Source organism: Hydrogenophaga sp. LT287 (assembly GCF_055702805.1).
Map to the genome: position 1 here is coordinate 1 of NZ_JBVPZC010000053.1, position 11,768 is coordinate 11,768.

The following is an 11,768-nucleotide window of genomic DNA, read 5'->3' on the forward strand; positions in this document are numbered from 1 at the left end:
GTTCTAACTCGGTGCTGGACTTTTCCAAGCTGACCAGCACGCTCTCGCTGCTGCTGGTCGAGGGGGGCAGCAGCAGTGCACAGGCGGTCAGTACGGGGATGAGGGGGCGCGTGCAAGCAACCATGACCCACTATAGGCCTCAGATCAAGAAACATGACCCCCATAGGAGGTCAAGCCGGCATACGGCCAGTTTTAGCTCATAAGCGTCAAAGTCACTAAGGATGGCTTACTTTATGCGGGCATTCAGTCGGCCACGCGGAGTCGGGGGCGTGTCCGAATTTTTGTGTAAACGGGTGGGACTTCAAGTGACGGAGATGCGGTCTCCGAATTGAATGGTAAAGCGGGTCAGGGCAGCCTTCCAATCTCGGATGGGCAGGGTCCACTTCTGACTGATGTTGCGCAGGGCCAGGTAGAACAGCTTGGTCAGCGCCTCGTCGCTGGGGAACGAGCCCCGGTTCTTGGTCAGCTTCCTCAGGCTCATGTTCACCGACTCGATGGCATTGGTGGTGTAGATGACCTTGCGGATTTCCGGCGGGTAGTCAAAGAACGGGGTCAAGCGGCTCCAGTTCCTGCGCCAGGACTGGCCGATGGGCAGGTACTCGGCATCCCAGCGGGTCTCGAATTCACCGAGCATCAGCTCGGCCTCCTCGGCGGTGGCGGCCGTGTAGATGCGGCGCAGGTCGGCAGCCACTTCCTTGCGGCGCTTCCACGAGACGTAGTTCAGGCTGTGGCGCACCATGTGAACGATGCACAGCTGCACCACCGCCTTGGGGAAGACGGCCTCGATGGCGTCAGGGAAGCCCTTGAGCCCATCGACGCAGGCAATGAAGATGTCCTGCACGCCCCGGTTGCGCAGTTCGGTCACCACCTGCAGCCAGAACTTGGCACCCTCGGTCTGCGCCAGCCACAGACCCAGTACCTCCTTCTCGCCCGTCATGGTGATGCCGATGGCCAGGTACACCGCCTTGACCCGCACCGCGCCCTCGCGCACCTTCACGTGGATGCAGTCCAGATAGACGATGGGGTAAATCGGCTCCAGCGGCCGGGCCTGCCAGGCCTTGACCTCATCGGCCACGGCATCGGTCACCGAGGAAATCAGGCTGGATGAGACCTCGGTGCCGTACATCTCTTCGAGGTGGGCCTGTATCTCGCGCACCGTCATGCCACGGGCGTACAGCGAGATGATTTTGTCGTCGAAGCCGGCCCATCGGGTCTGGTGCTTGGGGATGAGTTGGGGCTCGAAGCTGCCATGGCGGTCGCGGGGGACCTCAATGGGCAGTTCGCCGAAGTCGCCCTTGAGGGTCTTCCTGCTCTTGCCGTTGCGGGTGTTGCCAGCGGGATTGGCCACCGCCTCGTTGCGTTCATGGCCCAGGTGCTCAGTCAGCTCAGCGTCCAGGGCTCGCTCGACCAGCAGCTTGGTCAGTTGCTTGAGCAGACCGTTCTCGCCGATGAGGTCTTCGGGCTTCTTGTAGTTGGCCAGCAGGCCAGACAGCAGTTCTTCGGGTACGTCGTGTTTCTTGGTGCTCATTGTGCTTACGGACAGGCCGGCTTGCGCCGGCGGTTGATTGTCCGTTTACACAAAATTCTGCACACCCTCGATCCAGGCCTTGGATGGCAACGGCTTCCAGAAACCGCTCGTACAGGCTTTCATGAATGAGCAGTCTGCTTGTGGAACCGCAGGACTGGCCGCACCAGGTGAAGTTCATCCCCCGCACGGCGCCATCGACAGCGTCTTCCAGGTCGGCATCGGGATAAATCACCATGGCGCTCTTGCCACCGAGTTCCAGCAGACAGTGCTTCATGGTGTCGGCGGAGGAGCGCAAAACGGCCTTGCCTGCTTGCACGCTTCCGATCAAGCCCACGGCGTCAACGTCCGGATGCTGAGCGATGGCGGCCCCTACCTCTCGGCCGCCCACCACGCAGTTCAATACGCCGGGTGGAAACACACCGTCAAGAAGCTCCATCAGCCGCAAGGTGGACAGGGGGGCTTGTTCAGGGGGTTTCAGGAGGACCGTGTTGCCGGCCGCCAGCAAAAGAAAAATGGGCCCGAAGGCCCATGGCTCAAACGAGCCCGCGTTCGGCCATCGACTGCACCGCGCTGCCCGCGACGATGAAGTGGTCCAGCACCCCGCACGTCGATCAAGGCGGCCGCCTGCTTGAGCGTCTGCGTCAAGACCTCATCGGCCCGCGACGGATCGGCCACGCCCGAGGGGTGGTTGTGCACCAGCAGCTGCGCATCGCGGACCACTTCGCGCGGATACACCGAGGTCTGGCTCACCTTGCCGCGGAACATCTCCACGTAGTCGAGCACACACATGTCTGCGATGGCACTCCGGGCGACCAAACGTCGAAAGCTTCAGTTCCTTGTGCGGCAGCCGGTAGCTATGAATGAATCGTCCCGGGGCGATTCAGAACTGCGACCTCTGGAAGTTCTCAGTCGTGGCGACGTTGAAGTAGCTGCTGAGTTTCGGATTCGAGAGGCAGACGGAGTGAACCGCCTACATGGTCCGCCCGAGGAGAACAAGTTTTCCGCGTCGTGATCGTCTGAAAGGTTTGCTGCCTTACATTCGGGCTGTTTTTGCAGTCGGTGCTGCTGCCCATGATGGCTGTTCGCGGTTGGAGCTCCTACCTCCGGGCTGTACTCAAGGTACTGGCGGTTCATCGGAATGTCTCCAACCCGGTTTGACCTTCATCCCATCACTTCGCTTCTTGCAGGTTCTCCTTCAAAGCGGTTCTGATCAGTCGCTTGCCGGCTTGATGCTCAAGCGTTCGTTGATCAGGTGCTTGCTTGTTCAAGCGGATGCCATTTGACCTGGTCAAAGGCGGCGCCTTTGGCCAGGACTGTCCACGCTGTGCGCGCAATCTTGTTGGCCAACGCGACGACCGCCACGTTGTAGTGGCGACTCTCCAGCAGCCATGTGATCCAACCCGATCTCTCCGCCCTGGCAATCACGGCTCTGGCCCCCGCGATCAACAGGGTCCGCAAGTAGGTGTCGCCACGCTTGGAGATGCCCAGTTGCTGGGTCTTGCCCCCGGTGCCCACCTGCCGTGGTGTCAAGCCAACCCACGATGCAAATTGGCGCGCAGACTTGAACGTCGAGAAGTTGCCCACGGCTGCTACCAGAGCGGAGGCCGTTAAGTCTCCGATGCCGGGGATCTGCTGGATCGCCTGCATCTGTCGATCCTCCTGAATCATGGCGCGCAGCCGTTGGCCAATGTGGTCAATGTCAGCAACCAAGGCATCAATGCGTTTGAGTTGCTCCTGCACGCTGACAACCAGATCAGTAGGCAGTTTAGCCAACCTGCGATTTGTTCTGGCGACCAGAGCATGCGCAACTTGTCTGCAACGATTCGAGCCAAGGCACGGTACTCAATCAGCTTACAGGCGGGGGTTAGTGTGTTGCATCGACCGGTTGAATCCGCCGTCTGAAACAGACATTGAGCTGTTGTACGTTGCCGGTAAAGCTTCCATTGGGGGGAGCCTCGATTGTCGAGGTCGTTGACGCGCTATGCCGGAGTTGACGAAGGCCCAGATACGAACACATCGGCGTGGAAGTCCTCGGAGGTCAATCCCTTGGCGGTCGCCGCCGAGCGAACTGCCGACACCATGGGCGGTGAGCCACAGCAGTACACGACGTGACCGGCCAGGTCGGCACAGGTGGTGTGCAGGGCCTGGTCCACACGGCCTGCGAAGGCCTCGCCCGCAGCATCTGCCGACATGCCGCTCAAGGCGGCGACGAAGCGGAACCCGGGCCACTGTTTCTGCCAGCGTTCGACGGCGGCGCGCAGGTAAAGGCCACCCGCCTCGCGAGCGCCCCAGATGAGGGTGATGTCGCGCTGCACGCGCCTCTTCAGCATGTCGTCCAGGATGGACTTGACCGGCGCGAACCCGGTGCCACCGGCCACGAAAACGATGGGGCGCATGTCGTCCGCGGCGAGCGCCACGTTGCCGAACGGCATCTCGATCGTTAGCAGGTCACCCGGCACGAGTTGCGCCACGCGCGCGCTGAACTGCCCACCCGGCACATGGCGAATGTGCAGCGTAGCGCCATCGCTTTCGTGGGGCGGGTTCGCCATGGAATAACACCGCGCACTGCCATCCTCCAGCAGGATCTGCAGGTACTGGCCGGCCTGGAACTTCGCGCGCTGCCCAGCTGGCAGGCGCAGCTTGAGCACGGACACGTCGGGCGCGGCCAGCTGGTTGCTGTGTACCTTGGCGGTGAAGGTCTTGCGCGCGTTCGGTTCCAGCCGTTTCCACGACACGGGCCGCAGAACCACGTCGCTCTTGGGTTCACACATGCAATACAGCACCTGATCCGGACCGCAGATGTCGTTGCGGATGGCCGCGCCGTTGATGCCCTGGACCTCGCCCGACACGATGCCGCCCACACAACTGCCGCACACGCCCTTGCGGCACGAGTAGGGCAGGTCAATGCCGGCGTGCAAGGCCGCGTCCAGCAGGCTCTGGCCGGGCGCAGCTTCGAAAGCGACCTCGGTCGCTTCAATGGCAATGGAGGGGCTCATGCGACTGCTTGGGGTTGTGTGGCGCCCGACAACAGGGCGATCGTGCGCAGCAGCGCGGTCGGGTCGGCAATGCCTTGGCCCGCGATGTCCATGGCGCAGCCGTGGCCCACGCTGGACAACAGTGCGTCCCCGCCGATGCTCAAGGCGCTCGCCGCATTCGGCGCCAGCAGCTTGATCGGAATGTGGCCTTGATCGTGCAACATAGCCACGTACAAGTCGTGCCCACGCTGAGACAGCACCATGTCGGCGCCATGCGGCCCATCGACCCGGTAACCCTCGGCGCGCAGGGTCGCCATGGCGGGCACCACGATCTGCTGGTCTTCGGGGCCGAACAGCGTGCCTTCAGAGGCGTGCGGGTTGATGCCGAACACGCCGATGCTCGGATCGTTCACGCCCAGCAGGGCGCAGGCGCGCGCACCGGCCCGCACGGCCTGCTGCACGAGTGTGGGGGTGAGCCGGTCCAGCGCGGTGCGCACGCTCTCGTGCAGGGTCACGTGCACGATGCGCAGCCCGCCACCCACCAACAGCAGGAACACCTCGTCCTGCGGCATGCCGCAGACGCGCGCCACCAGCGACGGGTAACCGCTGAAGGCAATACCGGCCTGGTGGATGGCGGTCTCGTGGTGCGGGCAGGCGATCACCACGTCGAAGTCGTCCGCGCGAACGGCCTGCAGCGCTGCGGTGGCGGAGGCAACGGTGGACGCGCCGGCCGCGGCATCGATGCGACCGGGTACCGCGGCGCTGTCGGACAGCGTGCCCGCCTCCACATGACGGAGTTGCGGCCAGAGCGTGGACAAACCGCAGATGGATGCCGCGCGCTGCAGCACTGCGCCGGGGCCGAACACCGTGATGCGGTCGCGCTGGGCCGGGGCGAGCGCGGCGAGGGCCTTGAGCGCGATCTCGGGGCCGATGCCGTTGGGATCGCCCGCCGCCAGAGCGATGCGGCGCAAAGGTGGCGTGGCGCTCACAGCGGCAAGGCCATCAGCGTGTCGGTCACCGTGCTGTCGCAGATGGCCACGCGCTCGGCCAGCAGCAGCTCGCCAGCTTCGCACTCGAAACAGTCGCGGTATTCGCCGGTGGCAAACACTTCGCTTTGCCCGGTGGCCATGATCCGCACCACGATGAAGGGCGTGCGCGCCTGCGCGGTGGTGTCGTCGGCCGAATCCACCAAGGGCATGCCCAGCAGATGGCGATAGCGCTGGCGCTCGTAGATGTTCGCCTCGCGCAGCGCGGCGATGCGGTCTTCCAGCATGGCACGCGAGTCGGCATAGACGATGCCTGCGGCCAGACCCTCCTGTTCGTTCTCGACGTGGGTAATGCGGTAGTGACAGTCTTCGGTGAAGAAGGCGGGCCAGGCCTCCAGCGCATCGCTGTCGATGGTGTGAGCGTAGCGGGCGTTGAAAGCGGCGATGGTCAGAAGATCGATCATGCTCAGGCCCCCATGTGGTGACGGTAGGCTTTCCAGAAACCACGTACCGAGGTTTCGGTGGCGCGGCCTTCGCTGGAGCCGGACTCGTCTCCGCCCATTTCCACCACGGCTTCCTTGTCACTCGCGCCGGCAATGCCGCGCTGCACGAAACCGCCCACCGCGCCGTCCTCCATCGAGATGAAGCCGGCCGGCCCCACCAGGTTGGACTGCTTCAGGCGCACCTTGCGCTGCTCGGGCGTGTCGTCGGCGTAGCCGAAGTAGGTCCAGTTCAGCTCGGTGCGGACCACACCTTTGGGCAGCACCTGGCGCACCGCCAGGCAGTTCTGGATCTGCTGCAACACGAAGCCCGGGAACACGGAAAGGATCTGCAGCGTGACGCCGTCGTCGTACTCCTTGAAGCCGGCCAGCAGTGTCTGGTCCTTCAGGCGGTAGCGGTCGTTGTCCGAACGCAGGTCCTGGTCCTTGTAGGAAGAGTCCTTCTCGGCCGCGGTGTCGATCATCGAAAAGCTCACGTGGTGGCCGCCCGATTCGTCGACGATGACGCCGCCTTTCTGCGACAACCGGTTCAACTCGAAGGTGGTGAAGAACATGTGCAGCAGGCTGGCGTGGTAGCTGTCCTTGACGTTCTCGACATAGAGCTTCCAGTTGTTGGGCAGGGCCTGCGTGAAGCGGCCGATGACCTGCACCGGCTTGTGCATCACGCGTTCGATGCGCTGGCAGATCTCGTCGCCCAGGTACTCCTCGATGTCGGGCACGTCTTCGGAGAAGCTGCCGAATACCAGGCCGCTGTACACGGCGATGCGCAACTTGCGCGGGCCGTGTTCTTCCTTGCAGAAATCGGGCGGCATGCCGCCCTGGCCCTTGACACCCTTCTCGAACGCCACGCCGGTCAGGTCGCCCTGGCGGTTATAGCTCCAAGCGTGGTAAACGCACTGGAAGTTCTCAGCTTTGCCGGACTTCTCCAGCGCGATCAGCGCGCCACGGTGAGCGCAGCGGTTTTCGAACGCGTAGATCTCACCGTCGCCGTCGCGCACCACCACCACCGGCGTGGTGCCGGCAAACGTGGTGCGGTAGCTGCCCGCCTCAAGCAACTCGGCGTCCAGGCACAGGAAGTTCCAGGTGTTGCCACGGAAGATCTTTTCCTGTTCCTGCTCGGGCACCTGTTTGTCGGTGTACAGCGAATAGGGAATGCGTGTGAGCGCGTCGCTGCGCCAGTGAATGGTCTGTTCCTGCATGTTGGTTTCTCTTACTCCAGCGTCACGTTGGCGCTTTTGATGACCTTGTTCCACTTGTCTGACTCGGCCTGGATGAAGCGGCCGGACTGTTCGGTGGACCAGCCGCGCGGCTCTGCACCCTGTTCGGCGAACCTGGCCTTGACGTCGGGCATCGCCATCGCGTTACTCAGAAGTTTCTGCATGGCGGTGGCCGTGGCCGGTGGTGTGCCGGGAGGGGCCACCACGGAGAAAAAGGTCACAGCGTTCATGCCAGCCACTTTGGATTCTTCGAAGGTGGGCACCTGAGGCAACACGGTTGAACGTACCGCGTCCGCCACCGCCAGGATGCGCAGCCTGCCCGCCGCGTGGAACTGCGCGGACGAGCTCAGGTTGTCGAAGAACACGTCGACCTGCCCGCCGACCAGATCAACCAGCGCGGGCGCTGTGCCACGGTAGGGGATGTGGGTCATTTGGGTGCCGGTCAGCTGCATGAACAGGGCGGCTGTCAGGTGCGAAGTGGAGCCGTTGCCCTGCGAGGCATAGGTCACCTTGCCCGGATTGGCCTTGGCGTAGGCAATGAACTCCGCCACGTTCTGCGCGGGCACCTTGGTGCTGACCGCCAGCACGTTGGGCACGGTGGCCAGCACCGTGACGGGCACCCACTTCGTCGGGTCGAATGCGAGCTTCTTGTACAGGTGGTGGTTGATGGCAATGGGTCCGGGTGGCGAGACCAGGAACGTGGTGCCATCGGGCGCCGAGCGGAACACCGATTCGGCACCGATGTTGCCGCCTGCGCCGGTTCGGTTTTCAACAACCACGCCCGCAGGGAAGTGCGTGCGCAATTTCTCGGCCAGGATGCGCGGCAGCACGTCCGCCGTGCCGCCTGCGGGGAAGGGCACGATCAGCCTCAGGGGTTGGTTGCTCGTCTGCGCCAAGGCACTGCCGATCAGGCAAGACGCCAGCGCAAAGGCTGCGCCGAGGCGGCGCGGGAAGGAATGAAACATGGGTTGTCTCCGCAGTTGTTTTATGGGGAGGCCAGTATTACCGCTGAGGCGTTCCCAAACAAGGTAGATTTGCGCCATGCGCAAGAATGAACCCAAACAGTTGACGGACGTGAATGCGGCCGACCGCTATTTCGTGACCTCTTTGGAGAAGGGCCTGGACGTGCTCACCTGCTTTGGCCGCCAACACAACCGCCTGACGCTATCGGAGGTTGCACGCCTGACCGGCATGTCACCCGCGTCTGCGCGGCGCTCCCTGCTCACGCTGCATCAGCTGGGCTACCTGGACAGCGATAGCAAGCGCTTCTGGGTGCAGCCGCGTGCGTTGCTGGTGGCGCATGCCTACCTGTCTTCGCGACCGATGCCCTCGCTGGCACAACCGCTGCTGGATGCCTTGTCGGAGCGCACGCGCGAATCGGCGTCGTTGGGGCAGTTGCTGGATGACGACGCGATCATCGTGGCGCGGTCCACGGCGCGCCGCAGCCTGAGCACGGGCCTGGGCATCGGCTCACGCCTGCCGGCCTACTGTTCGGCGCTGGGACGTGTGTTGCTGGCCGGGATGTCCGCGCAGGACGCACTGGCTCGCGTGCGTGGCATGAGGCGCGTGGCGCTGACGCCGCAGACGATCCACAGCGTGGCGCAAGTCGTCGAACTGGTGGATCGCTGCCGGGAAGACGGCTTCTCCACCAACGATGGCGAGTTGGAAATCGGGGTGCGGTCGATGGCGGTACCGGTGCGCGACCGGACGGGACAGGTGGTCGCTGCGATCAGCATTGCGGTGCGGGTGGAGCGCATGGGCATGGGAGAATTTCGCGACGCCTTCCTGCCCATGCTGAACCGGGCGCGCGAGACGCTGGAGGCGCGCCTCTTTCCTGCGTGAGCTTGCTTTACGGCTCTTCAAATAGGGGCGAACGCAGACGGAAACTGATTTTCGGGTGGTGCCGGTGTGCGTGTTGGAGCGCGGCCAGTCTGTCGCCACCCGGGTAACCAACGCGAACCGCGGAATGGCGGGTTTGTGAGGCACAGCGGTCGAACGGAAAGCTGGCCCTGGAATGCCCGGTGACGAACCCCGCCATCTTTCGGGACGTCGGGCTCGAATGACTCAGACCAGGCTGAACCTACCTTTCAGAGCGAAGGCTTTTCAACCTGGTTGGCTTTTTTGGATGCGGTGAATTGATATTGGAAGTTCAAGTTTTGGCGACGTTCTTGGATACAAGCCGCTGACCCAGAGCTTTTGAAAGGGCTGTCGCTTCGACTTTCAACATGTCTGCAAAGGTCTGAACGCGATGACGATCGACGCGAACGCCTGGTCCAAACACAGCCAGTGAGCCTGCCACCTTGCTATCTCCCATAAAGAACGGCACGGCAACGGCGACGGCCCCTTTGATCAGTTCATCGCGACTGATCTCATACCCTTGTTCGCGAATCTTCTTCAAGCGATCGAGGTATTCCGCAACGTCGGTCGGCCTCGCTTTGTCGCGACCGATGTAGGTCTCCGGTGAGGAGACGTGAGCAAGGATCACCCGGCCGCTTGCACCCAACGTGACGTCCTCGCGGTACCCCACGCCGCGTTTGAAGCTCAAGGGTTGTCCGCTGGCGAGTTCGGCAACACAAATTCGACTGTTGCCCTGATGGACTAGAAGAGAGACGGTCTCTCCTGTCTGATCCCAGAGTCTGCGCATCATCGGCTGGGCAATCGTTGCGATGTCCAGACTGGCGCTCCAAACATGAGCCAAATGAGCCACTGACGGACCGAGTTCGAACCTCTGCGGATCTCCAGATGAAACGATGAATCCGCTGTTCTCCAGCGTGTGCAGAAGCCTGTACAGCGTGGGGCGGCTAAGACCCACGCGTTTGGTCAGTTCCCCGGCAGTGAGTCGATGGTCGTCTGCGGTAAAGGCCATCAAGATCTGCAGTGCCCTGTCCACAGCTCGGACACCTTCGCCCGGTTTTTCTGGTGGTTCCACTTCCGTTCGCCCGTTCATTGCTGTTGGCGGATGTTACGCGTCCAACTGTCCGCCTGTCGGACTGATCTCTCAACTCTTGACGCAGATCAATGATGTCCATACCATGGACTACATGTCCACTAAATGGACATAAGCAAGCATCAAGAGACTTTGGAGATTCATGTGAACAAAGAAATGTCGGAAACGCTTACCCGGGTCGGACCTGAGACCCGCATGGGCAATCTGTTGCGGCGGTACTGGGTCCCGGCGCTGATGTCGAGCGAAATCGCGGAGCCGGATGGCCCCCAGGTGCGGGTACAGCTGTTGGGTGAAAAGTTGCTGGCTTTTCGGAACACGGATGGACAGGCCAGCCTGATCAGTGAGTTCTGCTCACACCGCGGGGTGTTGTTAGCGGCGCTCTAAACCCGCGTAAATCTGGTGTCGGCAAGCAGTCGGTGGCGGTCATCCGCGGCAGTCAGCTGACTGCTTTGAATTTCCTTTGAATCGAAGGGTGCCCGTTGCACAGGGCACAGACGTGTCCTGAGCGTGCCTGCTTTGGCCATGGCGAGCGGGCTTGAGCCAGCGCAGGGGTATGGCGCAGCGCTGGTGTTTTGCGTTACATATCGCCTACCTGTGTAAGAAGCAGGCGCGACAGTGACAGTCACTTTCCGGTAAACCCACTGTCGCGCCCCGAGACCCACCGCTTTGGAGGGCGCCGTTGCCGCTGTCAGTATTCACGAAGCGGGCGTGGCTGTCCAGCAGCGTGGGCCCACGCATGGGAATGGACCGCCCATGCCCACTGCCCAACACGCACCACCACAGCCGCCGTCACCACCGCCCAGACGTTTTCTGTGCGCCCTGTGTCGCAGCCCTGTGCTCATCTGCAGCCACTGCGACCGCGGCCAGCGCTACTGCAGCGCAGTCTGCTCACTCCAGGCCAGAAGTTGCGCCCAGCGCGCCGCTGCCAAACGCTACCAGGACAGCCGCAAGGGCCGCCACGCTCACGCCACACGCCAGGGGCAATGGCGCGCGCGCCAACAAATAGTGACGCATCAGGGTGGCCCACCACCGCCCTGCGCTGATGTACTCCCATCCAGCGACGCAACCGCTCTGAATCCAGACGCAAGCCAGCGCTGCAAGTGCCAGTTTTGCGGCCGTTCGGTCTCGGCTTTTGTGCGTCAGGACTTTCTGCGATGCCGCTTTCGCCATCCATCCCAACCTTCCGTATGGAGTACCGACTCACATGGCCATTTCACCTGAACTCAAGGCGCAGATCCTGCGCTACCACCACGCCGAGCGCTGGCCGGTGGGAACCATCTCGTCCCAGCTGGGCGTGCACCGCGAGACCGTCATGCGCGTGCTCACCCAGGCCGGCGCGGCCCCAATCGTGCCCGCACAACGCACTTCGGGCGTGACCCCCTACCTGCCCTTTATCCAGGAGACCTTGAAGCAGTTCCCCAACCTCACGGCCAGCCGGCTGCACACCATGGCCGCCGAGCGCGGTTACGAGGGGCGCCCCGACCACTTTCGCCACATCGTCGCCCGCCACCGTCCGCGCCCCCCAGCACAGGCCTACTTGCGCCTGCGCACCTTGCCCGGTGAACAGGGGCAATGCGACTGGGGCCACTTCGGCCACATCCAGATCGGGCAAGCC

General features: G+C 62.9%; 9 protein-coding genes and 4 pseudogenes. 3 read left to right on the forward strand and 10 right to left on the reverse strand.

Going from position 1 to position 11,768, the window contains the following annotated elements; genetic code table 11:
* Positions 1 to 301 precede the first annotated feature (301 nt).
* From AC0GNR_RS18875 to AC0GNR_RS18915, 9 genes and pseudogenes are all read right to left on the reverse strand, one after another.
* Positions 302 to 1,528 carry an IS256 family transposase gene (locus AC0GNR_RS18875; RefSeq protein ID WP_472902331.1) on the reverse strand — a complete coding sequence of 409 codons (1,227 nt, stop codon included), beginning with the start codon at positions 1,526 to 1,528 and terminating at the stop codon, positions 302 to 304.
* 88 nt (positions 1,529 to 1,616) lie between these two features.
* Positions 1,617 to 2,057 (reverse strand): annotated as a pseudogene (locus tag AC0GNR_RS18880) (aldehyde dehydrogenase family protein); the annotation flags it as partial.
* Between the two features lie 4 nt (positions 2,058 to 2,061).
* Positions 2,062 to 2,311: pseudogene (locus AC0GNR_RS18885) on the reverse strand (JAB domain-containing protein); the annotation flags it as partial.
* 465 nt (positions 2,312 to 2,776) lie between these two features.
* Positions 2,777 to 3,292 (reverse strand): IS110 family RNA-guided transposase, encoded by a 516-nt coding sequence (locus tag AC0GNR_RS18890; protein ID WP_472902335.1) that lies wholly within the window; start codon positions 3,290 to 3,292, stop codon positions 2,777 to 2,779.
* Positions 3,293 to 3,507: 215 nt separating this feature from the next.
* A complete protein-coding gene (locus AC0GNR_RS18895) occupies positions 3,508 to 4,524 on the reverse strand; it encodes a 2Fe-2S iron-sulfur cluster-binding protein (RefSeq protein WP_472902332.1) in 1,017 nt (338 codons plus the stop codon).
* Positions 4,521 to 5,492 (reverse strand): PdxA family dehydrogenase, encoded by a 972-nt coding sequence (locus tag AC0GNR_RS18900; protein WP_252374213.1) that lies wholly within the window; start codon positions 5,490 to 5,492, stop codon positions 4,521 to 4,523. The genes AC0GNR_RS18895 and AC0GNR_RS18900 overlap by 4 nt, the downstream gene beginning before the upstream one ends.
* Positions 5,489 to 5,953 (reverse strand): aromatic-ring-hydroxylating dioxygenase subunit beta, encoded by a 465-nt coding sequence (locus AC0GNR_RS18905; protein WP_472902333.1) that lies wholly within the window; start codon positions 5,951 to 5,953, stop codon positions 5,489 to 5,491. The genes AC0GNR_RS18900 and AC0GNR_RS18905 overlap by 4 nt, the downstream gene beginning before the upstream one ends.
* A 2-nt stretch (positions 5,954 to 5,955) precedes the next feature.
* Positions 5,956 to 7,188: an aromatic ring-hydroxylating dioxygenase subunit alpha gene (locus tag AC0GNR_RS18910; protein WP_137917460.1), complete on the reverse strand. Its 1,233-nt coding sequence runs from the start codon at positions 7,186 to 7,188 to the stop codon at positions 5,956 to 5,958.
* Positions 7,189 to 7,199: 11 nt separating this feature from the next.
* Positions 7,200 to 8,249 (reverse strand): Bug family tripartite tricarboxylate transporter substrate binding protein, encoded by a 1,050-nt coding sequence (locus AC0GNR_RS18915; protein WP_472902334.1) that lies wholly within the window; start codon positions 8,247 to 8,249, stop codon positions 7,200 to 7,202.
* On the opposite strand from AC0GNR_RS18915, the gene AC0GNR_RS18920 reads away from it, so the two are divergent.
* Complete coding sequence (locus AC0GNR_RS18920; protein WP_137917462.1) at positions 8,248 to 9,048, forward strand: IclR family transcriptional regulator domain-containing protein; 801 nt, start codon at positions 8,248 to 8,250, stop codon at positions 9,046 to 9,048. The two genes, AC0GNR_RS18915 and AC0GNR_RS18920, sit on opposite strands and share 2 nt — an antisense overlap.
* Positions 9,049 to 9,355: 307 nt before the next feature.
* Here the strand turns inward: AC0GNR_RS18920 and AC0GNR_RS18925 are convergent, their stop codons facing one another.
* Entirely contained in the window at positions 9,356 to 10,153 is a 798-nt protein-coding gene (locus AC0GNR_RS18925; RefSeq protein WP_444689832.1) for an IclR family transcriptional regulator, read from the reverse strand.
* Positions 10,154 to 10,297: 144 nt separating this feature from the next.
* Between AC0GNR_RS18925 and AC0GNR_RS18930 the strand changes: the two are divergent.
* Positions 10,298 to 10,525: pseudogene (locus tag AC0GNR_RS18930) on the forward strand (Rieske 2Fe-2S domain-containing protein); the annotation flags it as partial.
* 832 nt (positions 10,526 to 11,357) lie between these two features.
* Positions 11,358 to 11,768: pseudogene (locus AC0GNR_RS18935) on the forward strand (IS21 family transposase); the annotation flags it as partial.

What these genes read in the sequence shown, in the direction of transcription:
- AC0GNR_RS18925 (WP_444689832.1), bottom strand. Translation starts at nt 10,153, where the DNA reads ATGAACGGGCGAACGGAAGTGGAACCACCAGAAAAACCGGGCGAAGGT.
- AC0GNR_RS18920 (WP_137917462.1), top strand. Translation starts at nt 8,248, where the DNA reads ATGCGCAAGAATGAACCCAAACAGTTGACGGACGTGAATGCGGCCGAC.
- AC0GNR_RS18875 (WP_472902331.1), bottom strand. Translation starts at nt 1,528, where the DNA reads ATGAGCACCAAGAAACACGACGTACCCGAAGAACTGCTGTCTGGCCTG.
- AC0GNR_RS18910 (WP_137917460.1), bottom strand. Translation starts at nt 7,188, where the DNA reads ATGCAGGAACAGACCATTCACTGGCGCAGCGACGCGCTCACACGCATT.
- AC0GNR_RS18915 (WP_472902334.1), bottom strand. Translation starts at nt 8,249, where the DNA reads ATGGCGCAAATCTACCTTGTTTGGGAACGCCTCAGCGGTAATACTGGC.
- AC0GNR_RS18895 (WP_472902332.1), bottom strand. Translation starts at nt 4,524, where the DNA reads ATGAGCCCCTCCATTGCCATTGAAGCGACCGAGGTCGCTTTCGAAGCT.
- AC0GNR_RS18905 (WP_472902333.1), bottom strand. Translation starts at nt 5,953, where the DNA reads ATGATCGATCTTCTGACCATCGCCGCTTTCAACGCCCGCTACGCTCAC.